We start from the raw sequence: 24,017 nt of genomic DNA, 5'->3' as shown, positions 1-24,017 counted from the left end.
GTTGTAGCCAGCTTCTCGCTGCTCCTAAATTCCTCTCAAATAGAGGGACTCCTGACCTAAATCTTGTCACCCCAAGTCTGGGGGGCTAGGAAGAATCTTTGCAGGACTCAAACAGCGGGCAGATACTACTTTTGACTTGGTTGTTGATATCAATCAGAGATTTAGTGCCGCAGTATTATGTCGCCTACTTCCCTGTTTTAACTTCTAATACGCCGCCGTTGTTGGGGCTAAAAGTTACTTGGAATTCAGCAGTTTTTTCAGCGCCTGCGGCGGCACCGGCAGGAGTTTGCAAAACCGGCAAAGGAGTTTCTGTGAGGAAATCTTTAGCTGCTTTATTTGTGGGATCGAACTGTAGGATATCGCCGTTTTGTTTCACTTTGACTCGATAAGTCAAACTTTCGGTAAATGTCGGAATTGTTCTCCACTTTTGGTCGATTTGTGCATACAACTTCTGTCCGATCGCATCAAGTTCGGCTTGGTCAGAAATCTCTGATGTGGCACTGGTTGCTGCATTGGGCGAGGCAGCCGTCGCGGCAGCAGCGATGGGTGCAGGACTGGCAGCAGCAGCGATGGGTGCAGGGCTGGCAGCAGCAGCGATGGGTGCAGGACTGGCAGCAGCAGCGATGGGTGCAGGACTGGCAGCAGCAGCGATGGGTGCAGGGCTGGCATTCGGCGCGATCGAACTTGCTGCAATTTGCGGGCTGGGGGGAGAACTCACAACCGCCGCCGCAGTCGCCGCCTGCGGTGCAGTTTCTGCTAGTTTCGCTTGCTTTAGCTGGCTGGAAATACCCGACATATTGACCGCAGCTAAAGTAACCATTGCTACCAACCAGGAAACTGCCAGAATGCCGCCTTTGATCGGCGAGGCTTCTCGGGGTTCGGCAGCGTGAGGCACAAAGGGTGCAGGTGCGATCGGCTTGTTAGCAGTCTCCGCAAGCGCAGGCTTTTTGCTAGCAGGTAATGGCATCGGTAGCGCGACGGCTTCTGTCTCCGAGTCCGTTGCTTCACCTTCTTCGTGATGCGCGTAGCGAGAAAACAGGAACTCCAAAGCAAAGTTCCGCAGTTCGTAGTATTTCGGATCTTCCATAATCCGCGCCCGGTTGCGGGGACGGCTGAACGGAACGTGCATATCTTCGCCGATGGAAGCAGCAGGCCCGTTGGTCATCATCACGATGCGATCGGCTAAAAACAGCGCTTCGTCAATATCGTGAGTAATCATAATGACGGTAATTTTGTGCTGCCGCCAAATTTTCAGCAATTCTTCCTGCAACTCTTCCCGCGTAATTGGGTCTAGAGCCCCGAAAGGTTCGTCTAAAATCAAGAGTTTGGGTTGAGTTGCCAGAGCTCGGGCAATCGCCACCCGCTGTTTCATCCCCCCGGACAATTGGCCCGGTCTTTTGTTACAAGCTTCGGTCAGCCCCACTAATTCCAAGTGTTCCTTGACGATCGTATTGTGTTCGTCTGCGGACTTTTCCGGGTAAACATTTTCAACGCCGAGGTGAATGTTTTCAGTAGCAGTCAGCCACGGCAAAAGCGAGTAGTTTTGAAACACCACCATGCGGTCGGGGCCTGGTTCAGTAATCCGCGAACCTTGCAGGGCCACTTCTCCGTTTGTCGGGCCGTTGAATCCCGCGATCATGTTCAGCAAAGTTGATTTGCCGCAGCCAGAGTGACCGATCAAACAAATAAATTCGCCTTCATTAATAGTCAGGTTTACACCGTCGAGAACGACGTAAGGGCCTTTAGGAGTTTCGTAGACTTTCGATACGTCTTTAATAGTAAGAAAGTCTGGCTTGTCCGTTTGAATTTTGGTTGTTTGGGGGGTTTTGAGAGTTTGCATATTTTCAGGAGGGGGATTTTGGGTTGGGGAATTAGACATGACAACTTTCGATTGAGAATTTGAAATTAGGGAGTTAGGAAGCGGGAAATGTGGAGTCTTGTTTCCTGATTTCTTGCTCCTGATTCCCTTCCTATTTGCTGGTTATGCTGGCAGTTTGATGGAACACTGACTGCCTATTTGTTCAATTAAGATTTCTTCAATGCGGACGGCGCGCTTGATTTTGACATTGTGAAGATAGTCGATCGGGTCGTCTAGATTAAATACAGTGCCGTCAAATAGCTCGATCGTCCGGCGATCTCTGGCGATATCCGGCAAACCCAATTCGCGCACTGCTTGACCGAAAACATCGGGCCGCAAAACTCGATCGACCACTTCCACCCAGTTTTTCGGGAACGGAATCAGTCCCCAGCGAGCCATCTGCGCCATCACCCACACCATTTCTAGGCGGTCTGGACAATTGGTTTTGTCAACGTAGAACTGGTTGAAGTTGTAGAGCATTTCTGGTTCTGCCTCCGTACCGGAGTTGTACGGGTCGAGGAACCCCGGACGGATGTCTTTGGGATCGGCACCGATGTATTGTCCTTGGCTAATCAACTCTAGGACTTCTTCGCGGTTGCGGCGGTCGTCGCAGTAGTCGCAGGCTTCCAAAAGCGCTTTGACGAGGGCGAGGTGAGTTTGAGGATATTTCTGAGCCCAATCTTCGGTAACACCGAGAACTTTTTCGATGTGTCCGGGCAGAATATCGAGGGAACGGGCCATAACAAAACCCGTACCGCTGTTGACTGCGTGGGAGTTCCAGGGGTCGCCCGAACAGTAGCCGTCAATGTTGCCTGCTTTTAAATTCGATACCATCTGCGGGGGGGGAATCACGGTCAAGCCCACGTCGAGGTCGGGGTCGATGCCGCCGGCGGCCAGCCAGTAGCGGAACAGCAGGTTGTGCATGGAGGCCGAGTGTACCGTGCCCAAGGTGTGAACTTTATCCGGAGTCTTGGCGATCGCAGCTTTGAAATCCTCTAATGTCCGAATGCCTTGTTGGTAAAGGTGTTTGCTGAAAACTATCGAATTGCCGTTGCGAGACAGGGTGAGGGCGCTGCAGACGGGCACAGGGGCTTCACCGTCCAGGCCCAACAGCATGGCGACCGGCATTCCTGCGACCATTTGCGCCGCGTCCAGCCGTCCTTCGGCGACTCCTTTGGCGATCGCTTTCCAGCTAGGTTCGCGGCTGAGAGTAACTTCTTCCAAGCCCACGGCTTGGAAGAATCCTTTTTCTTTGGCTACAACTAAGGGCGCGCAGTCGGTGAGGGGAATAAAGCCGATGTCGAGGTTGATTTTTTCCAAGCCGTTGCGGGCGATCGCAGGCGGTTGTTGTTTGGCCCGGCGCTGTTTGACCCGCTTTTGCTGGTTGAGGAAGTAAACCATTTCGTTGCGCAGCGCGTAGTAACTCGGATGGTTGACAACTTCCATGCGCTTGCGGGGGCGGGGAATTTTCACTTCGAGGATTTGCCCGATTTGCGCTTCCGGGCCGTTGGTGAGCATTACAATGCGATCGCTCAGTAATAAAGCCTCATCCACGTCGTGAGTTACCATCACGCTGGTGACTTTGCTTTCTTCGCAAATTTTCATCAACTGGTCTTGCAAACCGCCGCGAGTTAAAGCATCAAGTGCTCCGAAGGGTTCGTCTAGCAGCAGCAATTTCGGGCGAATCGCCAGGGCGCGGGCGATCGCAACTCTTTGTTTCATCCCCCCAGAAATTTCGCCCGGGCGTTTGTCGGCCGCGTGTCCGAGTCCGACCAATTTAATGTGGTGTTCGATCACCAACTCGCGATCTTCTTTAGAGTTACCGCTGTAAATTTCATTTACTGCTAGGGCAATATTTTCGCGTACCGTCAGCCAAGGTAGCAGCGAGTAATTTTGAAACACCACCATTCTGTCCGGGCCTGGATCGCGGACTTCGCGCCCTTCTAAAGTAATCCCGCCCTGACTTGCTTTGTCGAGGCCGGCGATGATATTTAGCAGCGTAGATTTGCCGCAGCCAGAGTGCCCAATTAAGGTGATGAATTCTCCCTTTTTTATTTTCAGTTCGATATTTTTAAGAGCGATGTATTGCTCTCCATTAGGCAAGTTAAATACGCGGTCAACGTGGTCTACTTCAACAAATACTGACATGGTAATTTTAGGTTAGTTTGTAATTTGTATGATGCTGATTATTAATTGGGAATTGGGCATTGGGAATTGGGCATTAATTTACAACTAATTTCTACCAGTTTGTAGTTGGCAACCATTCCCCATTCCCCATTCGCCATGCCCGATGCCCGATGCCCAAATTCTATTTCTGTTCTTCGGGAACAACTTTGGAAGCGATGAAACCAACTATTCTGTCTAAAATCAAACCGACGATTCCTACATAAAGCACTGCTAGAATCACTGCGCTGAGTCTAGAACTGTTGTAAGCGTCCCAGATGAAGAACCCGATGCCGACGCCGCCGACTAACATTTCCGCAGCTACGATCGCCAGCCAAGACAAACCGATACCAATTCTCAAGCCAGTGAAGATGTAAGGCACTGAAGAGGGCAGCAGGATTTTCCAGAAGTATTTTTGGTTAGGGAGGCGCAAGACGCGGGCGACGTTTCTGTAGTCTTGGGGTATTTGTTGAACGCCTACTGTGGTGTTAATTAGGATCGGCCAGATGGCGGTAATTAAGATTACGAAAAGTGCGGAAACTTCGTTAGCTTTCACCCCCATGCCTTCAAAGGGATTGAACTGTTGAAATACTGCCAGGGCGATCGGCAGCCAAGCCAGGGGCGGGATAGTTCTGAATACTTGAAACAGCGGGTCTAAAGCATCGAACATTAAGGAGTTTGTGCCGATCAGGATGCCTAAACTGATGCCGAGAACTGCTGCCAAAGTAAAGCCGATCGCCACCCGCTGCAAGCTAGCCAAAATTTGCCAGAACAAGCCTTTGTCTGTACCGCCGTTGTCGAAGAAAGGATTGATAATCAGATTCCAGCTTTCTTGGACAGCTTTAATTGGCCCCGGTAAGCTGGATGAGGGATCGTGGCAGAGGATTTGCCAAATTATGAGCAGAACTGTAATTGCTACCAGCGGGCGGATGATTTTTCGGCGGTTTTTTTGAACCTGATCCAAAACGAAATTTACTGGATTTTTGCTTTTAGTAACAGCGAGGTTTGTTGCCATTTTTGTTTTTGCAGTATTGTGAATAATCGATTTTTTGTAGATACTTTGAACAGAGTTCAGCAGGTTTTGCCCCTGGAACGAGCCCTCCGTTTCACTCTGCCCAACACCGTCAATTTTAGGCGTTTGTCAAGTGTCAACACTCAAGTGTCAACACTCAACAAACTAATTATGCTTTTTTGATTGCCAGACCATTCAGATATTCTTGTGGTTTTTCAGGGTCAAACTTCACACCGTCAAAGAATGTTTCGACACCGCGAGAAGTGGTAGTAGGAATTTGGGCGGCGGGGACGCCAAGTGCTGTCGCTGCTGCTTTCCAAATATCTTCGCGGTTAACTTTATCAACGGTTGCTTTGATATCGGTAGTTGCCGGGATATAACCCCAGCGAATATTTTCAGCTAAGAACCAAGCATCGTGACTCTTGTAGGGATAGGAAGCATTATCAGCCCAGAATTTCATCGCGACAGGGCTAGCGGCTTCAATGCGGCCGGTACCGTAGTCAATTTGACCTTTAGAGCGACCGATAATATCTGCTACGGGTACTTTTAACCACTTATCTTGAGAGATGATTTGGCACATCTCATCGTGATTTTCTGCCTTATCGCACCACTGCTGGGCTTCCAGTACGGCCATTGTAATTGCTTTTGCAGCTTTGGGGTTTTTGTCAACCCAATCTCCTCTTAAACCTAAAGCTTTTTCAGGATGATCTTTCCACATTTCTCCAGTGATTAAGGCGGTGTATCCTACCTTTTGAGTAACTAGCTGAGCATTCCAAGGTTCGCCTACGCAAAAGGCTTCCATGCTGCCAGATTTCATGTTCGCTACCATTTGGGGCGGCGGTATGGGAATCACGGAAACATCTGTATCTGGATTAATACCGCCGGCTGCTAGCCAGTAGCGTATCCACAAATCGTGGGTGCCACCGGGAAAGGTCATAGCAATAGGAACGTTTTGATTTGCAAAAGCTGCTTTCAGAGGTGCGCTGTCTGTACCTACTTTTAAATCTAGGTATTTTTTGCTCAGGGAAATTGCCTGACCGTTAGTATTTAACCGGGCGACAATGTACATCGGCACTGGCTGATTGCCTTTGGTAATAGTGCCTAATGTCATGTGGTAAGGCATCGGGGATAAAATGTGGGCTCCGTCAATGCCGCCTTTGTCGGAACCGAGTTCTAAGTTGTCGCGAGTAACTGGCCAAGATGCTTGTTTGGTAACTTGTACGTCTTTCATGCCGTACTTGGCAAATAACCCTTTTTCTTGGGCGATGATTAATGGTGCTGAGTCGGTGAGGGCGATGAATCCGAGTTTGGCTGCCGTAACTTCTGGGGCGTCGGCGGGGTTGATGTTGACTGCTGGGGCGGCGCTGGGTGTGGCGCTGCTGGGAGTTGCGTTAGATGTGGTGGTACCGGAACTGCAACCGTGGGCTAGGAGGGTGCCGGCTGCTGTTGCTCCGGCGGTTATAATGAATTTTCTTCGGGAAAGGTTGCTCATTTGTCTTGAATTGTTGTTGTACTTTGAGATGGTGGAAATGTCAGATGTGAGATTGATTCGCGACCTTCGCATCGCATCTCACATTATTAGATTAGGCGTCGATCGACACTTTGCCGATCGCCCGCGCGCTGCAAGTTAAAATGAACCCTGGTTCTAAGTCTCGGGCCGCGTCGGGTTGGCTGTCGTAGACTGTTTGGCCTTCTAGGAGTTTTTGCTGGCAAGTGCCGCAGCTTCCCGACCGGCAATTGCTGTCAAGTTCGACTCCGGCGCGTTCGGCAACATCGAGAATGAACTCATCTTCGCTGCAAGCAACTTCTTTGCCCGATCGAGCGAAAATGACAGTAGATGTCTGAGGTTTTGCTGCCGAGACTGCCGTTTCGTCCCTGTCAACCGTCAGTTGCAGTTGCCGGTTGAGCGAAACTACATTTTCTTGAGATGGATTGGGAACGGCCCCGAAGTTATCGACTAACAGTTGGCGCAGCACTGGTTTGAGGTCTTCGCAAGGGATGCTTTTTTGGACGCAAGTACCCAAATGAGCGTCTTTGCCGACTGTGCCTCCCATGTAAATGTCTACACCTTCGAGGGTTTTGCCGTTCTTGCGAACTTTTGTTCCCATCAAACCGATGTCTGCTACTTGGGGTTGACCGCAGGAATTGGGGCAACCCGTCCAGTGAATTCTGACAGGTTTGGGAACTGACAGTTCGAGTTCGAGTTCCTCAATCATTGCCACGGATCGGCTTTTGGTTTCGATGAGGGCGAAGTTGCAAAACTTAGCGCCCGTGCAGGAAACCAATGCTCGCGTCAGGGGTGCGGGGTTGATGGAAAAACGCTGCAACAGCGGTTCTTTGACCAGCGATTCAATCCGCGAGTCGGGAACGTTGGGAACAATCACGTTTTCTTCAACGGTGAGCCTGAGTTCGCCGCTGCCGTAAACCTCGGCGATTCTGGCCAAATCGAACAAATCCGATGCCTGCAGCCGTCCGACGGGAACGTGCAGCCCTACATAATTTAGCCCTGATTGTTTTTGGGGGTAGATGCCGATGTGGTCGCGTTTGTCCCAGGTGATTTCATCTTTGAGGGCGGCGGCGGGCAAAGTGCGACCTAATTCTTGTTCGACTTCGGATCGGAATTGTTCGATTCCGAGTTCGTCAATCAGCCACATCAGCCGCGATTTTTGGCGGTTTGCTCTCGGGCCTCGATCGCGAAATACAGTTAAAATTGCTTTGCACAAATCTACAACGTCGCTGGGACTGGCCCAGGCGTTGAGGGGAACTGCTGCCTCGCAGCGTTTGGCGGAGAAGAAACCGCCGACTAAAACGTTAAAGCCGATGTTGCCGTCTTTGTAGGCTGGTACGAAGGCGATGTCGTTGATTTCTGCGTGGACTGAGTTGTCGCGACAGCCTGCGATCGCAATATTAAACTTTCTCGGCAAATTTGAAAACGCGGGGTTGCCTTCGCCGTGGTTCGTAATCAAATCTTGGACTTGGTTCGCCAGTTCCCGCGTATCTATCAGTTCGTCGGCGTCCAAGCCCGCGACTGGGGAACCCGTGATGTTGCGCACGTTGTCCATCCCAGACTGAATGCTGGTCATGCCCGCTTCTTTGAGCCGGCGGAAGATGTCGGGTACGTCTTCGATGCGAATTCCGCGCAGTTGCAGGTTTTGTCTGGTGGTGATGTCGGCACTGCCGTCGTCCCCGTAGCGCTGTAGGATTTCTCCTAGCGTTCTGGTTTGATTGCTAGTGATGATGCCGTTGGGCAAGCGCAGCCGCATCATGAATTTGCCGGGAGTTACTGGCCGAAAGAAGATGCCGAGCCATTTGAGGCGGTGCTCGCGATCGGTTTCGTCCATTGCTTCCCAGCCGATCTCGGCGAAGTGGTCGAGTTCGGCTGTTAATGCTAAGCCATCTTTTTCGGCTTTGAGTTTTTCAAACTTGTTCAGGCTCGCTTGGGCTTTCGGTTCTACTGTTTGGGTCATCGGTTTACCCTCGCTGCTGGCTTGTTGGGGAGAAGTATTGACTTGGAGCATAAAGTGTGTGATTCCTGCTAACCTTAGTGAGTGTATGGATTTAAAACTGTATATTTAGTTACTCGATCGAATTTCTTTTAAGCATGGTTAGTCTTCTGTATATTTCAGCTTTACTAGGCGCTGCCTCGAACTGCGCCAAACTATGTATAGTTATAGTTGCTACCGATGGTTCGGTCGATCGCTGCGTTTCGATGCACCTTGGTTATGAGCTAATGTAAAGCCCACGATTGTAAATATTCGTAGCTATTTTTACAAAATATTGAGTTTTATGAATATTTCGCATAAGACCGATGCGTTTTATACATGGGTAATGGGTAAAGACGCCCACATAACCGAAAAAGCTCTCTAAATCTTTAGAATTGGAAGGGGAGAGGGGGAATTTGGAATATCTAAGATTAATGTTGTGAGTGCGATCGCAGAATTAAAACGCGATCGTCACACAATTAGATGGGTTCCTGTCACATAATTTGTCTCAAAACATCACATTCTGTGCTATGCCAGCGTCACTCTTGATTTTCCAAGAACGAGAGAAGATACAAGTATCGAATTCAGGGAATGTCTCATGTTTTTAGTTCAACTTATTCCCGGCGCTATTTCCGAAATGCTTGCCTCTGTTAGCGATACGGGTTGTTTGACTTTAGCCGATCGCTACGGTTTGATGGCCGCTGTTTTGGACGACTCTCTCGACGATGAATGCAGACTTTCGATCAACCGCCTGCTGCGTTCTGTAGTGAAGGGAAGAGTCAAGATAGTCAACGAACTCTCGGCGATATGTTAACAGCATTTAAAAAATGGCAATGCCAAATAGTTGCTCGCAACTATTTGTGAAATTTGATTGATTTATGCAGCGCTTCAAGTGTTGAAAACACCGCCCGAGTTAGAAGGAACCCGCGATGCCTGCACCGGATGTATTGCAGGAACTTTGTTGACTGTTGTAAAAACGTGCGATCGCTCCTCGCCGTCAGTCGATTTTAGATTTTAGATTTTGGATTTTGGATTGACTTGCGCGAGATAAATTCGGGGGCTTGAGGATTTTAGATTTGAGATTGTGGATTGATTCCACGGATAAATCGCGTGGCGGGTACCACCTTTGAAATTCGCTTGTCAGTCGATTTTCGATTTTCGATTTACTCCACAAGACTTGCATTGCATCAACCTTCGATCGATAAATTGACCGCAGATGAAAAGCAGATAAACAGAGAAGAACGCTGATGCTTTTCAAGATAGTTTCTGAATGAATCCAATGCAAGTCTACAGATGAATCCGGGATCTTGAACAAGAGCGTTACCCGTTCACCTGCGCAAGAGTCGAATGGTTTCAAGTTTTTCTCCCTCCACTACAGCAGTCGGGGGCTTGGCTCCATTTTTGGGCGGGGTCAAAAAAATTTCGGATTATCCAATTCTGGCAACAAGTGCGGCACTTACAGAAAAAGTGCCCCTCCACAGTTAGTATCGATCGGCGAGCGAGTCGGTGCGGTCGATCGCATATAATATAATTTTGGGCGATCGGCATTTTAGGACTTTGAAGACTGAAGTCCTCACTACAAACATAATTATCATTATTGAATCGGGCTGGAGATGACAGGCAACTTATGAAAATTATTAATCAAACAATCGAAATACTAACAGAGTCAGGCATCAGTATCTACAACATCACGCCCCAAATTGTCGATTTTCTTGACAGCAGTGCGGTCAAAAATGGACAAGTGCTAGTATTTTCCCGACACACTACTACAGCTTTAGCAATCAATGAAGATGAAGAAAGATTGCTAACAGATATTAAAATATACCTGCAAAAATTAGCGCCTCCTGGCGACAAATACCTGCACAACGACTTGCATTTAAGAATAGTTCCGCCCGATGAACCGATCAACGCTCACTCTCACTTGATGGCAATGACGCTCAATACCAGCGAAGTAATTCCAATTGCTGAAGGTAAATTAGCACTCGGGACTTGGCAATCAGTTTTATTTTTCGATTTAGACGGGCCGCGAAATAGAACTGTATTTATTCAAATTATGGGTGAATAGTTAGTAGAAGGAAGAAACAAGAAGTAAGAAGAAAGAAAACATACACAGCAAGCTTTTGAGCGAGCCATATTTTATGTTTAATCAGGTGGATTTACTTATTAAGCGATCGCCTGACAAAATCTTTACCGAAACTTTAATAAATTGAGTCGGAATGTATGATTTACTGAAAATTAAAAACAGTCGATCGAGCAGACTGGACACTTTAACACTCATTTCCCCGGGAGCATTTTATGAAATCCATTGCTAAAAACAGCATCTACTGGACTTACTCAGTAGCTATTTTCTGTGCCCTTGTCGCACTACAGTCACAAAAATCTACAGCAGCAACGCTATCTAACGGCTGGAATTATGCGATCGATTCCTTCAACGACGGCGTGACAGGGGCTCAAATCGGCGGTGGCGAATTTGAATTTTACGGCATCGCCATCAAAGAAACATCAGATACAGCTTTCATCGCCATCAACTCCAATCTAAGTTTAGCAGGATATGCCGACCCGCTAGCTCAAAGAGGCAACATCAACTACGGCGATTTATTCTTCAATTTTTCCGGTCAAAATTTCAATACAGCTAACGCAAACGGCAGCTTGTTTGGTATCCGCTTTGCAGGAGGAAATGACTCAAGCGTAGCCACAACAGGCATTTACAGTAACGTTACTGCTAAAAACGTCACCCAAATTAACTCTGGATTTACAAATATAAGTCAATTCAACGATCGCGTTCAATCAGCAGGTGGAACCCCTTCTCTGGGCGATTTAGCTGCCACAGACCCCTATTTTGAACAAACAGGTAACTGGACGGTTCTCAACTCAATAGCTACGGGTACAAAAGTAGGAGAAATCAATCTTTTAACGCCAGCAACTTTGAGCGCCCTCGGTCTTAATTTTGCTCAGTTTAATGCAGTAGGTTCTCAAACAATCGGATTCAGTTTCAATAAATCATCAATGCCTTCGGGGAACTATATTGCTAACTTTTTTGCCGAGTGCGCTAACGATGCGATCGCCATTAAAGGCTCTTTTGAACAAGGCTATGCTGAGCCAGTACCAGAACCTGCTACTATCTTCGGTACTTTAGCCGGATTTGGGATTCTAGGTATTGGTGCAGCGAAACGCAAAATTCAGCGCAAGATTAGCTGAAATGGATTTTATATCAATTCCGGCTGCACCGGAATGATAAGCGAGGACACGGCAGTGCCGTGTCCCTACCACGATCAATTGTAGGGACACGGCACTGCCGTGTCCTCCGTTTATATCATTCCGATGCTAACAGAATTGATATTAGATCGATCCCCGTAGGGACACGGCATTGCCGTGTCCTGTACTTCATAAACTGCAATCTGCTATATCTACTTCCTCTAAGCTTGATTGAAATTGGCAGCATTAATCTGGCTGGCAGACACTCCATTCAGAGAAGCTAAAATCTGACCACTTGCTGACAAACGGATGAAAGTTGAACTGTTTTCTTGAGTAATTGACAGTTGGGAGAAAGTGAGATTGTTGGCGAGTATTAGCAAATCTTTGCCATCCTCAAAATCCAAGATAGTATCGATGCCAGAATTAGCAGATAGCAAGAATTTATCATTACCATCACCTCCTGACAAAATATCACTTCCCAAACCGCCAGTCAGCCAATCATCACCGTTACCTCCCAGTAGAAGATCGGTGCCATCACCGCCATTCAAACTGTCATCACCCTGGCCCGCAAACAAAACATCATCACCGCTACCTCCCAGCAATGTATCGTTACCATTGCCACCATAAATAGTGTCATTCCCCAGGCATCCGTCTAGCAGATCGTTATTCTGATTTCCGCTTAAGAAATCATTGCCAGCACCTCCGCAGATACTATCATCTCCGAAGTTACCGTAAAGACTATCCTCACCTTTGCTACCAAAGATAATATCATTTCCCTCGCCCCCATAGCCGATATCATTGCCTTTACCGCCGTCGATAAAATCAGCACCTTCATTGCCAAAAATTAAGTCGTTGTCTTCCTGACCATTTATGGAATCGTTGCCGCGATCGCCAAAAATGAGATCTTCACCTTCACCGCCCACAATGATGTCATTGTGTTTGCCACCCGACAGGATATCATCTCCGCGATCGCCGCTAACAAAATCATTTTGTTTGTTGCCGTAAAAAGTATCGTTGTTTTCGCCTCCGTATAAGTTGTCATTGCCGAAACCCGCATCGAATATACTCGGATTTGAACTGCCGTAAAAAGCGTCATTGTCTGGAGTACCCAACTGAATTTCACCGCTGCCATTGCTGGCGATAATATTTTCAGCTTCATTGGGTAAATCCAAATTTGGATACTGAATAGTATTGCAAATGCAATCACTTTCACTTGAAGTTGGCGTCGGAGTTTCCAGTGGCGTTGGCGTCGGAGTTTCCAGTGGCGTTGGCGTCGGAGTTTCCGATGGTGTCGGCGTTGGAGTTTCCGATGGTGTCGGCGTTGGAGTTTCCGATGGTGTCGGCGTTGGAGTTTCCGATGGTGGTTCTGGTGTCGGCGTTGGTGGTTCTGGTGTCGGCGTTGGTGTGGGCGTTGGCGGTTCTGGTGTCGGCGTCGGCGGTTCTGGTGTCGGCGTCGGCGGTTCTGGTGTCGGCGTCGGCGGTGTGGGCGTCGGTGTCGGCGTTGGTGTGGGCGTTGGTGGTTCTGGTGTCGGCGTTGGTGTCGGTGTCGGTGGTTCTGGTGTCGGCGTTGGTGTCGGTGTCGGTGGTTCTGGTGTCGGTGTTGGTGGTTCTGGTGTCGGCGTTGGTGTCGGTGTCGGTGCAGTGTAGTTAATAATAGTTGTGGTAGCAGTATCAGCGGTAATTATTGGTGTTACCGCTGCGATGCCTGTGGGATCTGACAGGGTGACGATAATAGTTTCATCGGGTTCAACCGTGGTGTCGCCCAACACATCCAGAGTGATGGTTTTTGATGTTTCACCCGTCACAAAATTAATCGTGCCAGTAGCAGTTTTTGCCCCAGAAGTGCCGCCGATATTGTTATAATCGCTGCCGTTGGTAGCTGTTCCTGCGATCGCATATTTGACGCTACTTGCCCCGTTAGTGACATTGCTGCGAGTCACAGTGAAAGTTAAAGGTTTTTTGCCGCTATTGCCTTCGTCAATGGTGGCAGTATCGGTGGCAATGGTATAAGCAACAGAAACCCGATCTGAAATAGTTAGAGTTGTTTTTTTTGTGAAGCCCGCAATGCCACTGGTAATTGTGCCAAGGTTGAAAATTACAGTTTCGGGGTTTTCAGAGAGATTGTCAGGCTTGATAGTAACTGCAATATTCTTGGTGAGTTCGTCACCTGTTGCACCTGCGGGGAAGGTAATCGAAGTAGGGGAAAAGGTATAGTCTAAATTTTCGGTGGCAGTGCTACTGGAGTCGAGGACAATTGGCACAACTACATCGTTTAAGGGAGTGCCACCGGTGATGTTGACGGGAATATTAACTACTGTGTCTGTTGTTCCTTCCACGCCGCTGTAAGTGGCCGCACCGAAATTAACTGTATTCGATGTATTCAGCAGAATCGAGACATTTTGACCGGAAGCCGTAGCTATATCCAACTTGCCGTCAGCATTAAAATCTCTCGCAACCGCAAAAGCAATATAACCATCAGTATTCGGGGCATACGGGAGCGTAAAGTTGCTGAGAGTACCAAATTTACCCGTACCATCTCCTGACAAGACTGAAAGTTCCCGAATGGTGTGGCTGGGCGTAGCTAAATCGAGTTTGCCATCGCCACTAAAATCCCCTGCAACCACAGATTCGGGACCAAAAGCTAGAGAACGTCTGACACTAAAGTTGTTAGCAGTATCAAAATTACCCGTACCATCTCCCAAGAAGACTGAGACAGATTTATTGGAGTTGTTATTGGCCGCGATATCGAGTTTGCCGTCGCCGTTAAAGTCGCCTGTGACGACAGTGCGAAACTCAGTTCCGGGGGAGGTAAGGTTAATGGGGGAGTTAAAGTTGCCATTACCATCTCCTAAGAAAACGGAGATGTTATCAGTCTCTGAATAGTTCGACGTGACTAAATCAAGTTTGCCGTCGCCGTTAAAGTCGGCTGTGTCAAGAGTAAACTTGCGTGTTTGTGTATTAATCTTAACGGCAGTGCCAAAGCTACCAGCACCATCTCCCAAAAGTATTGAAACGAAGTTATCGAGATAAGGAGTTGTGGCTAAATCTAACTTGCCATCTCCATTAAAGTCACCGGTTGCGATCGAAGCATGATCTATATTTTCACCGAAGTTGGTAGGATCGCCAAAACTGCCAGTACCTGTCCCCAGCCGGATGGAAACGAAATTGCCGTTACCTTGTATATCCTTACGATTCGCTACAGCTAAATCGAGTTTGCCGTCTTTATTAAAGTCGCCCACTGCAACGCCAGTGGGATTCTCCTTACCTGCTGGCTTAAGTAAACTGATAGGAGTACCAAAGCTGCCCGTAGTGCCCGTCCCTAACAATATGGAAATATCTCTTGGGAAGAAGCGATCCTGCTTACCTGTCACTACTAAGTCGAGGAAACCGTCACCATTAAGGTCGCCCGTATCAATGTCTCCAGCATTTGGTACACTATAGTTTCTGGCTTCACTGAAGGTGGCAAGGACGTGGCTGTATGTTGCTAGAACTTCGGGCCGAAATGCTAAAGATGCTGCAATTTTTCCAGTTGTTGTTTCCAGTTCCCAGTCGCCGCCTTTTGCTGCACTTCCGGTGAGGTTTTTGGAGGCGGCAACGTTGCTATTTGTGAGTTGGGCGATGCGCTGGATGAAGGTGAAACCGTCTATTTTGTGTTTAGGATCGATCGCATATTGATTATCGATCGCATATTCATTGTCGAGCGCATATTCATTGTCGAGCGCGTGTAGATCGTCTTTGGCGTATTCCTCCGATCCGCCGGGGGTTGAAACCCCCGTCTCATAGCGAAAGTCCTCTTTAGAGGACTGTTTAATCGGGTTGTTTTCAGTCGGTTTCAACCGACTTGCGCTATGAGACGGGGAATTAATTCCCCGGCGGACTTTGGGACAAATGCGAGATCCTGCTGCCACATTGCAACCGTAAATTAGAATTTCACCCCCCCGCAAAAAAATCTGCCACTGCTGCAATTGCTGCGAATAAGTTGCCAAATTATCTAATGAAAACTCTGTCTTACCGATTTGCAAACTTCCCGGACTGCCGTGAGAAATGATGTGAATGCTGCTAATATTAGTCCGAGTTCCCAAAATCTCCGTAATTTGCTCGATCGCATCCCGATCCCGATCCAAAACAACTACTTCCGTCCCCAGTTTTACTCCGGCAACCAAACTTTGATAGTCTTCTACTCTAGAGTCGATAAAGGCGATCGCACTTCCTGAAACTTGACAATTCAATTTTGGCATCACACCACCTATTCCTGGTTTAAAAAAGAGTGAAAATTTGTTGTATCCACCATAAGGCTTGATTGCCTAAAACTCTGTAAAGATTTGCTAAAGATGTATTGATACATAGTCCCTCGATCGACCTTGGGAGTGCCAAGAGTGCCTCCCCCCCGCCCACGAGGACAACTGCGGGGGGATTGCCCCTACAAAGAATGGGGGGATATGCAAATCGGGTCGATCGCACTTTCTACCGTATTGCTCTTAAATCAGGTGACTATTTGACAACTTGAGTGAGTTCTCATCGACTTCTCATCGACTTTTGATTAGACCTCTCCCATAATTAGGTTTTTGTGCAGATGGGACAAGGCGTAACGCAATGAAAATAGTTAAAATTATTCAGTAATCTTGCGGGCGATCGAGACTGCGATACAAACGATATATCTAATAGAGGTAGGGACACGGCATTGCCGTGTCCCTACGGGGATATTGATAGAGAGGTAGGGACACGGCATTGCCGTGTCCCTACGGGGATATTGATAGTACCTATAAACCTGCAATCTGCTGTAAATTGACACAAATGTACTGCCAACCCTAGCCGGATCGACTGTCGCAATCTCGATCGCACCTAAAAAGCTTAGCGCGAGATAAAATGCGCCCAAACATTCCCATCTGGCCCCGCAACTTGATTAACGTAACTGTAGGGATACATCAACTTGCTCCCCTCAGTATCGCTGTAACCAGTGAGTGCATTTCCCCAAGGATCTTGCACGATATAACCCTGAGAATTGTAGCCAATGACAGTAAGAATGTGACCGGCAGCAGTAAAATCTCCGGCTAAAACTACTGGCCGCCGATTTAACAATTCCGATCGCACCTCGGCCCATGTGCGAGTCGTACTAAAACTCGTCTTAAACCCGTAGGCCTGAATCAGCGCCGAAAGCACGTTGTGATCCGTTTGAGAACCCTGGCCGGCATAGTCGAAACACCACTGCAACAATTCATCCTCCAACTGTCCGCCCCACTGAGAACGAACGCCGTAATAATAAAGCACCATTGCGATCGAAGTTACGTTGCAAGTAGACCAGTCAAAACGCGGATTGTCCCGCTGCGAAAAATACGGCACGTTCAATTCCACATTGTTCGGAACCGGATCGAAAATTTTATCTCCCCGCTTGAACTGAACAAAACTAGAAAAAACATAACCTGTATTGCCAAAATTCGGCAGTTCTTCGGTCAGCGAAACTTTCAGGTGAGATCCTTCCGCACCGTAGCTATTCACGCCGTAAACTCGACCTAAAGGCAGCGGAGTTTTCTCGGTACTGCTCAGGCTAGCAGCATCTACCGGCCGTTTTTTAAAGACAGTTGCTTGCAGGATTGTCATCGTCAAAGCATCGGGGTCAAAGGGAACTTCTTTGCCGTCTTTTTTAATTTTAACGTCCTGCCAATAAATAAATCCGATATTGCCGAAACCGGGAATAGATTCGGCAAGAGTTACTCGGAAATGCCCCAAAATGCAGGCATAACCAGTAATGGCATAGGTAGTGCCTAAAAGTAGGTCAGCAATTTGATCGGCAGGCAGTTTAGATGAATCTTCGGGTTTAGCTTTAATCTGAGTTGTTTGAGTTACCAAAAGTTGAGCGCTGACGTTGCTATTCGGTACGTCTGCCAGGTCAAATCTTAGGATTTGAGTACCTTTTGCCAACTGAACGTCGGGTTCATAAAAATAGCCAAAAGTGCCGACAGGCCAAATTGCTGAATCCACAACCACCTTGAGATGCCCGTCAATAAATCCGTATCTGCTAACTGCCAAAGTCTGGCCTGCTTTGACAAAAACTTTTTGCTGATTATTGAGCCGGGAAGAATCAAGCGGAGCTACCTTAAACAAAGTGTCAGAAACTATCTTTAAGGTCAAACCTTGTCCGACAGTTAGCGGATTGGAACTTACGGTAATGTAAATTATTTGGCTGCCAGTAACGTTGCCTTTGCTGTCAGTGGCCCGCAACCTGAGCCACCGAGCTCCCGCTACGCTAAATCCTTTAGACAAATTAACTTCCCAAGTGCTGGCAGTTTGGTTTAGCGTGACGCTTAGGGGCAATGTATCCTCAGCTATCACCTCAATTTTTGCTGCTTGTTGCCGATCGTAAGTACCTCGAAGGACGATCGGCTGATTTACTAAAACTTCTGACGGCCCTTGATAAGTTAAATTCACAGCGGGATTAAAAGATTTGCCACCGCGACTGAATTGCACAAAATCGGGATAAATGAAACCTGTATTGCCAAATTGCGGCAAATTCTCGGTCAGAGAGACTTTTATGTGGCTTTGTTCGATCGAGAATCCGGCAATTCCGTAAATCATTCCCGCCGGCAAGGTAATTTTTTCTTGGGGTGGCAGGCTAGCGGCATTTATCGGGCGCTTTTTAAACACAGTCGTTTTGATGATTGTCATCGTAACTGCATTTCTATCATACTCAATTCCCCTCCCGTCTCGCAAAATTTGAACGTGCAGCCAGTACAGAAATCCCGAAGTTCCTAAGTTAGGAACTGCCCGAGCAAAAGCGACTCTGAAATGGTTTTCAACGCAAGCGTAGCCGAGAAGATTGAAAGTTTCTCCTGAGTTAAATTGTAATTTCTGAGTTGGTCCTAAAGTTCCAGAATCTGCGGGGGTGAACTTTAACCAGGTCTTTTTGATTACCCACAGTAACTGCATTCCAGGCGGCGGGACTGGCAACTCGGCGCGATCGAAGATCAGAATTTTTGCGCCTTTGGTGATAACTACGTGTTTTTCGTAGAAAAAACCAGAGGTTCCCACCGGAGGAATTGAATTATTTAGTTGAACATTCAGGTGACCGTCTTCTAACTCGTAGTCCCTAATTTGATAAATTTTCCCGGCTGGTACGTCCGCTTTTTGCAGGTTGTTAAGATTGCTCGCGGGCAGTGTTCCGGCTTTGAATTTGGTATCTGTGAGAGTAATTAACGTGAAAAATTGAGCGGGTGACACAGAAGCAGGATTAACTTTGATGTTAATTGTTTGTTGGCCGATAACTTTGCCAGTCTTATCAGTTGCCCTCACCTGCAATGTGCGAGTTCCTGCACTATCGAATCCTTTTTCTAAACCGATGTTCCAAATGCCTCTAGAGAGATTTATCCCGACGTTCAGGGCATTTGAACCTTCTAATGCTGAAATCGCTGCCACTAGATTTTTGTCAAAACTGCCAACTAAGACAGCGGCTTTATTGACCTCAATTTCTCGCGGGCCTAAGTAACTCAAAATAATGTTGCTGTTTGTCATTATATATCCCCCTACCTACTTAATTATTCAGCTAAAGCAAGGATAACTTCTGATTTTATCAAACACAATGACTCGAACCAGGACAAAATCTCCCCTAGATTCAGCCTACGGGCGGTTAATGCCTTTTCCAGCATAAGTTTTTAATTGTTGGCGGGAGTTGCGCCACAAATCTCACTTTAGGCGTACAATGAGCACCTTAACCGAATATATGCCTGCTTGAGCGGATTGGTGGTGCAATTTTTAAGGTAAGGAATTTAGTTCGAGTAAGTTGCTTCCCCCTGTACCCTTGACCCCTCACTGGCTGAGTCAATCGATTTTAGATTTTAGATTTTAGATTTTAGATTAAAGAATTGAAGCATTGACCCCACGGATGAATCCGGCGGCTTGTATCCTGGATGCTTTCGGTCAGGACTATCGATTTTAGATTTTAGATTTTAGATTAAAGAATTGAAGCATTGACCCCACGGATGAATCCGGGGGCTTGTATCCTGGATGCTTTCGGTCAGGAATTACGAAAAAAACCCGGTTCCTAGGAGAATATTGCTTATAGCAACGAGGCATCTAGGAAGAAACCGGGTTTTTAGCCGTTTGGTGCGTGCAGGAGTGTTAGTGCGATCGGCTAAACTTCGACTAAACTGCGACTAAACTATGGTGACGAGAATATCTTGAGCGTGAGAGTCAACTTTCAGATTTTCTCCTTCATAAACCTGAATAATTTTGCCGGTACCGTCGATGACGAAGGTGACGCGCTTGGCATAATCGCCTTTCTCGACATCGTAAGCTTTGGTAATCGTGCCATCAACATCTGCTAATAGCTGAAAAGGCAAACCGTATTTTTCTGTAAACTTTTGGTGCGATTCTTCGTTGTCTCGGCTGACACCGAGAACTACAATATCTTTGCCCTTGTATTCTTCATGGGCTGCTTTGAAGCTTTGGGCTTGTCTGGTGCAGCCGGGGGTGTCATCTTTGGGGTAGAAATACAAGATTACGGTTTTACCGGCGAATTCGGAGAGGGAGACGGTTTTGCCGTTGGTGTCTTTGGCGGTAAATTGAGGGGCAGCGCACCCAACTGGTAATGTCATAGTTTTGTTTCCCTTGTTTGGTTTTTCTTGCAGTTCCTCAACTTATTTTAGTGGGTTCTGTCGCTTTGCAAGAGACCTTTGTTAAAAATCGCGTGAAGCGAAGCTATCCCGCTCTTAATCGCCCCCAACTCCATAACGTTAAGCTTTACTGCTTTTAACTTGCACCTAAGACGCGGGCTAAGAGTGCCTATTACACGTATAGTTTCAATACTGAGATCTTGCACCATTGTCAATAATCCTTTTTTGAACAGGCTTTCCGGCCTGTTCCACAAAGAGTAGATTTTCTTGTGGAACAGGCCGGAAAGCCTGTTCAGCGAGGATAGTGCAAGATGTGAGAATAGACATCTGCTAAAAAGCAGATGTCTAATTGAATGTTCGCGGATTCTACACACCAACCGGTTGAGCAGCAGCCATCATAGATGGATCGATCGCAATTCCTAAACCTTCTGCGACTTGGCGGCCGTAATTCGGATCGGCGCGGAAAAAATGGCACAGTTGGCGCATCTGAATCTCCGGTTTTGCTGCACTCAAACTTTCCACAATGTTAGCGACAAGTCGCTGCTGGGCGTCGGGTTTCATCAAGCGATAAAGGTCTCCTGCTTGGGTATAATCGTCATTGCCCTTACGGTGATCGTAGCGATCGACTTTGACGTTTCCTAAGTCCCAAGCTGGGTCAGCATAGGCACTGTTTTGCTTCGGCGCATCCTCGTGGCTGTTGGGTTCGTAGTTCGGCCCGCTACCACCGTTGTTACCCGGTGCCATTGCGCCATCCCGTTGATAGTGCATCACCGGACACTTTGGTTGATTGACGGGCAATTGCTGATAGTTTGCACCGAGACGGTAGCGTTGAGCATCTGGATAAGACATGATGCGAGATTGCAGCACTTTGTCGGGAGAGAAGCTAATACCTGGAACGACATTAGAAGGAGAAAATGCCGCCTGTTCTACCTCAGCAAAAAAGTTTTGTGGATTGCGATTGAGTTCCAGAATTCCCACGTCAATTAACGGAAACTCTGAGTGCTTCCACACTTTCGTCAAGTCAAAGGGGCTTTCGCGATATTCTGCGGCTTGGGCTTCTGTCATTACTTGAATGCAAAACCGCCATTTGGGATAATTACCTTGGTCGATCGCCTCAAACAAGTCGCGAGTCGCATGATCGGGGTCTTCGCCTTTGATCCGCGTCGCTTCTTCGGCGGTGAAATTATCAATACCTTGCACGGTTTTGAAGTGGAATTTGCACCAAACCCGTTCTCCTCGAGCATTGATGAGGCTGAACGTATGGCTGCCAAAACCGTCCATGTGGCGGTGGTTTTTCGGCGTACCGCGATCGGAAAACAGAATAGTTATTTGATGCAAAGCTTCTGGACTCAGCGACCAGAAATCCCACTTCGCGTCAGCATCTTTGAGATGCGTTTGGGGATGCCGCTTTTGCGTGTGGATCAAATCAGGGAATTTGAGGGGATCGCGGATGAAGAAAACAGGGGTGTTATTGCCTACTAAATCCCAGTTGCCTTCTTCGGTGTAGAACTTCATCGAAAAACCTCTGGGGTCACGTTCGGCATCCGCTGAACCTTGTTCGCCGCCTACTGTAGAGAAACGGAGGAGAACCTGAGTTTCTTTGCCAACTTCTGAGAATAGCTGAGCTTTGGTGTAGCGAGTAATGTCATGGGTGACGGTAAACGTGCCAAATGCAGCGGCTCCTTTTGCATGGACAACACGCTCAGGAATGCGTTCCCGGTTGAAGTGAGCCAGTTTTTCCATCAGGTGAAAATCCTGCATGAGGATAGGCCCGCGTTCACCCGCAGTCAAGGAATTTTGGTTATCTGCAACCGGAATTCCGCTAGCGGTTGTCAATGTTTTGTCTTCTGTCATAGTAGGTAAATTGATTGCTGCATCCTAAGTATTCTATACCTTTCTGGGGCCCAGGTGTTTCTGCGGAGGTAATTCTCAGATGGGCGAGCGGGTGTTATCTTATTGGTGTGTTTTCAAAATTTGCTGAATCAATTAAAACTAATTTACCAAGAAAATATGATTGATTTCTACACGGTGATTATCCGAAAAAGTGCCGATTATTGGGTCTCTTTGTGTTTAGAAAATGGATTGGTGGGACAAGGCAATACTCCCGAACAATCTATCGATAAACTCAAACAAGCTATTGAGTCATTTTCCGAAGTCTATAAATCAGAGTCTGATGTTTATCTCAGCCCTCTTTCTATTAATGAATTACATGAGTTTCTGGCTTTAGAAGATGCCGAAGCTTCAGATACTTATGAACTTAGGAAAGTTTATGCCTAAAAACCTTCCATCTTTAAAACCTAAAGCATTAATTAAGATTTTAGAACAAAACGGATGTCAGTTTTACCGAGAGGGGAAAGGAGATCATCGTTTGTATATGCGTGAAATTGAAGGCAGAAAAAGGATTGTTCCGATTGATATCGGTGCTGGGGAAATGTCACCTGCTTATGTGTTGCGGATTTTGAGACAATTTGGGTTTACCGATTCAGAAATTGAGGGGATGATTAGTTAAGTCCGCCTTTATTAGTAAGCCATTGAATTAGCAATTTTACTGTACAGCAATTGCCTAATCAATACCCCAATCTTTCAGTTTTTTTGTAACTGATTGGATCGGAAAAGCAAGAGCAGAACCAGATCCATCTGGCTGTTGATTCTGTGTTTGAATGGTAGAACTAGAGCCCCACACAAGGCCAACAACGCGATTTTGGTGGTCTAATACGGGACTCCCAGAATTACCGGGGGCTGAAATTGCAGACATTCGTAACTCTTTGTCAGTCTGGTTAATGACTTTTCCTGTTGCAACTGTCCAATCATCGGCGGTGTAGGGATATCCAATAATGCGGATAGGTGCGTTGAGGGTAACAGGCGTTGAGGATCTGGCTAAAGGCTGAATATCCTTCGGAATGTCAGTGACTTCCAGTAAAGCTAAATCTAGCTTGTCAGAGGCAGCAGTAATTTTAACAATCTTAGCGGATTTCCGCTTGCGTAATTCACTAGAATGCGGTTCGCTGTAAAATTCAACTTCAATTTTTTGCTCGCTCTGGGGCGTATTTTTGTCAGCCGTTGCCACATGGCGATTAGTAACAACCCACGCTTTATTTCCCTGCCGTTTTACCACCCAGCCAGTACCCGAATATAATTCGGAAGAACTTTTAACAACAACTCGGACAACAGACCGCTTGAATAAAACTAAAGGTTCATCTTTTAAACTGGGCAATCGCTCTGGACTGGTCAATAATTGTGGATTTTTCTGCATAGTTACAAGCCGCTCCGTCTCTTTTAGCAATAATTTAACGCTCATAGAGTTTGGCTCTAATGCAATTGCCTTATTGCCGACTTCAATTGCTTGCTCAAACTTCCCTTGTTGCTGTAAAGTCCAAGCTAAATTTTTGTGAGCTTGGGCATTTTTTGGGTTGAGTTGAATCGCTTGTAAATAGGCTGCTATCGCCTTCTCTAGTTTCCCCTGCTTGTGCAAACTCACCCCCAGGTAGTTATAGGCAGCATCACTTTTAGGATTGAGTTGAATCGCTTTTTGATAAATTGCGATCGCCTTGTCTGGTTTCCCTAAATCGTCCAGCGCAGAGCCTAGATACATATAACCATTGATATTTTTATCCTCCTCTGGTTGGGAGCATCCCGGTTTTGTAAATATCCCCAAATCAGCGTAAAATAGTTAAAATCAATAGAAGCGTCAAAAAAAGTCG

Annotated in this window: 15 protein-coding genes and 1 pseudogene; 5 read left to right on the top strand and 11 right to left on the bottom strand. The window is 47.1% G+C overall.

All coding sequences use genetic code 11. The features are described from left to right. Positions 1 to 184: 184 nt before the first annotated feature. From QUA99_RS25565 to QUA99_RS25540, 6 genes and pseudogenes are all read right to left on the bottom strand, one after another. Positions 185 to 1,879 carry a nitrate ABC transporter ATP-binding protein gene (locus QUA99_RS25565; RefSeq protein ID WP_333241935.1) on the bottom strand — a complete coding sequence of 565 codons (1,695 nt, stop codon included), beginning with the start codon at positions 1,877 to 1,879 and terminating at the stop codon, positions 185 to 187. A 102-nt stretch (positions 1,880 to 1,981) separates the two neighbouring features. After that, positions 1,982 to 4,006 carry a nitrate ABC transporter ATP-binding protein gene (locus tag QUA99_RS25560; RefSeq protein WP_333241937.1) on the bottom strand — a complete coding sequence of 675 codons (2,025 nt, stop codon included), beginning with the start codon at positions 4,004 to 4,006 and terminating at the stop codon, positions 1,982 to 1,984. 160 nt (positions 4,007 to 4,166) lie between these two features. Then, positions 4,167 to 5,036, bottom strand: coding sequence for a nitrate ABC transporter permease (ntrB, locus tag QUA99_RS25555; RefSeq protein ID WP_333241939.1), 870 nt, complete (start codon positions 5,034 to 5,036; stop codon positions 4,167 to 4,169). A gap of 166 nt (positions 5,037 to 5,202) precedes the next feature. Beyond that, positions 5,203 to 6,525, bottom strand: a complete 1,323-nt coding sequence (locus QUA99_RS25550) for a CmpA/NrtA family ABC transporter substrate-binding protein (RefSeq protein WP_333241941.1) — start codon at positions 6,523 to 6,525, stop codon at positions 5,203 to 5,205. A gap of 91 nt (positions 6,526 to 6,616) precedes the next feature. Then, positions 6,617 to 6,862: a 2Fe-2S iron-sulfur cluster-binding protein gene (locus QUA99_RS25545; protein WP_333460476.1), complete on the bottom strand. Its 246-nt coding sequence runs from the start codon at positions 6,860 to 6,862 to the stop codon at positions 6,617 to 6,619. 102 nt (positions 6,863 to 6,964) lie between these two features. Continuing rightward, positions 6,965 to 8,500 (bottom strand): annotated as a pseudogene (locus QUA99_RS25540) (ferredoxin--nitrite reductase); the annotation flags it as partial. 613 nt (positions 8,501 to 9,113) lie between these two features. Between QUA99_RS25540 and QUA99_RS25535 the strand changes: the two are divergent. The 3 genes from QUA99_RS25535 (at position 9,114) to QUA99_RS25525 (ending at position 11,713) form a co-directional block, all read left to right on the top strand. Further along, positions 9,114 to 9,329, top strand: coding sequence for a hypothetical protein (locus QUA99_RS25535; protein ID WP_333241943.1), 216 nt, complete (start codon positions 9,114 to 9,116; stop codon positions 9,327 to 9,329). Positions 9,330 to 10,142: 813 nt separating this feature from the next. Further along, positions 10,143 to 10,580, top strand: a complete 438-nt coding sequence (locus tag QUA99_RS25530; protein WP_333241945.1) for a secondary thiamine-phosphate synthase enzyme YjbQ — start codon at positions 10,143 to 10,145, stop codon at positions 10,578 to 10,580. Positions 10,581 to 10,810: 230 nt separating this feature from the next. Continuing rightward, positions 10,811 to 11,713: a PEP-CTERM sorting domain-containing protein gene (locus QUA99_RS25525; RefSeq protein ID WP_333241947.1), complete on the top strand. Its 903-nt coding sequence runs from the start codon at positions 10,811 to 10,813 to the stop codon at positions 11,711 to 11,713. 218 nt (positions 11,714 to 11,931) lie between these two features. Here the strand turns inward: QUA99_RS25525 and QUA99_RS25520 are convergent, their stop codons facing one another. From QUA99_RS25520 to QUA99_RS25505, 4 genes are all read right to left on the bottom strand, one after another. Next, complete coding sequence (locus tag QUA99_RS25520; protein WP_333241949.1) at positions 11,932 to 15,948, bottom strand: DUF4347 domain-containing protein; 4,017 nt, start codon at positions 15,946 to 15,948, stop codon at positions 11,932 to 11,934. Between the two features lie 613 nt (positions 15,949 to 16,561). Continuing rightward, a complete protein-coding gene (locus QUA99_RS25515) occupies positions 16,562 to 19,216 on the bottom strand; it encodes a C39 family peptidase (protein ID WP_333241951.1) in 2,655 nt (884 codons plus the stop codon). A 641-nt stretch (positions 19,217 to 19,857) separates the two neighbouring features. Beyond that, positions 19,858 to 20,298 carry a peroxiredoxin gene (locus tag QUA99_RS25510; RefSeq protein ID WP_333241953.1) on the bottom strand — a complete coding sequence of 147 codons (441 nt, stop codon included), beginning with the start codon at positions 20,296 to 20,298 and terminating at the stop codon, positions 19,858 to 19,860. Between the two features lie 384 nt (positions 20,299 to 20,682). After that, the gene (locus QUA99_RS25505) at positions 20,683 to 22,170 is read right to left on the bottom strand and encodes a catalase (RefSeq protein ID WP_333241955.1); all 1,488 of its coding nucleotides are present in this window, start codon (positions 22,168 to 22,170) and stop codon (positions 20,683 to 20,685) included. Positions 22,171 to 22,272: 102 nt separating this feature from the next. On the opposite strand from QUA99_RS25505, the gene QUA99_RS25500 reads away from it, so the two are divergent. Both QUA99_RS25500 and QUA99_RS25495 read left to right on the top strand, forming a co-directional pair. Then, entirely contained in the window at positions 22,273 to 22,593 is a 321-nt protein-coding gene (locus QUA99_RS25500; protein WP_333241957.1) for a type II toxin-antitoxin system HicB family antitoxin, read from the top strand. Then, a complete protein-coding gene (locus QUA99_RS25495; RefSeq protein ID WP_333241959.1) occupies positions 22,586 to 22,825 on the top strand; it encodes a type II toxin-antitoxin system HicA family toxin in 240 nt (79 codons plus the stop codon). The genes QUA99_RS25500 and QUA99_RS25495 overlap by 8 nt, the downstream gene beginning before the upstream one ends. Before the next feature lie 54 nt (positions 22,826 to 22,879). Here QUA99_RS25495 and QUA99_RS25490 read toward each other — a convergent pair whose 3' ends face one another. Continuing rightward, entirely contained in the window at positions 22,880 to 23,908 is a 1,029-nt protein-coding gene (locus QUA99_RS25490) for a tetratricopeptide repeat protein (protein WP_333241961.1), read from the bottom strand. Between the last annotated feature and the right edge of the window lie 109 nt (positions 23,909 to 24,017).

It is taken from the genome of Microcoleus sp. F10-B2, from assembly GCF_036704965.1.
Taxonomy (GTDB): domain Bacteria; phylum Cyanobacteriota; class Cyanobacteriia; order Cyanobacteriales; family Microcoleaceae; genus Microcoleus.
The sequence above is the reverse complement of the archived record's forward strand: the minus strand, read 5'-3'. Positions and strand labels throughout refer to the sequence as shown.

What these genes read in the sequence shown, in the direction of transcription:
- QUA99_RS25565 (WP_333241935.1), bottom strand. Translation starts at nt 1,879, where the DNA reads ATGTCTAATTCCCCAACCCAAAATCCCCCTCCTGAAAATATGCAAACT.
- QUA99_RS25560 (WP_333241937.1), bottom strand. Translation starts at nt 4,006, where the DNA reads ATGTCAGTATTTGTTGAAGTAGACCACGTTGACCGCGTATTTAACTTG.
- QUA99_RS25525 (WP_333241947.1), top strand. Translation starts at nt 10,811, where the DNA reads ATGAAATCCATTGCTAAAAACAGCATCTACTGGACTTACTCAGTAGCT.
- QUA99_RS25495 (WP_333241959.1), top strand. Translation starts at nt 22,586, where the DNA reads ATGCCTAAAAACCTTCCATCTTTAAAACCTAAAGCATTAATTAAGATT.
- QUA99_RS25550 (WP_333241941.1), bottom strand. Translation starts at nt 6,525, where the DNA reads ATGAGCAACCTTTCCCGAAGAAAATTCATTATAACCGCCGGAGCAACA.
- QUA99_RS25520 (WP_333241949.1), bottom strand. Translation starts at nt 15,948, where the DNA reads ATGCCAAAATTGAATTGTCAAGTTTCAGGAAGTGCGATCGCCTTTATC.
- ntrB (WP_333241939.1), bottom strand. Translation starts at nt 5,036, where the DNA reads ATGGCAACAAACCTCGCTGTTACTAAAAGCAAAAATCCAGTAAATTTC.
- QUA99_RS25530 (WP_333241945.1), top strand. Translation starts at nt 10,143, where the DNA reads ATGAAAATTATTAATCAAACAATCGAAATACTAACAGAGTCAGGCATC.
- QUA99_RS25515 (WP_333241951.1), bottom strand. Translation starts at nt 19,216, where the DNA reads ATGACAAACAGCAACATTATTTTGAGTTACTTAGGCCCGCGAGAAATT.
- QUA99_RS25490 (WP_333241961.1), bottom strand. Translation starts at nt 23,908, where the DNA reads ATGTATCTAGGCTCTGCGCTGGACGATTTAGGGAAACCAGACAAGGCG.
- QUA99_RS25510 (WP_333241953.1), bottom strand. Translation starts at nt 20,298, where the DNA reads ATGACATTACCAGTTGGGTGCGCTGCCCCTCAATTTACCGCCAAAGAC.
- QUA99_RS25505 (WP_333241955.1), bottom strand. Translation starts at nt 22,170, where the DNA reads ATGACAGAAGACAAAACATTGACAACCGCTAGCGGAATTCCGGTTGCA.
- QUA99_RS25535 (WP_333241943.1), top strand. Translation starts at nt 9,114, where the DNA reads ATGTTTTTAGTTCAACTTATTCCCGGCGCTATTTCCGAAATGCTTGCC.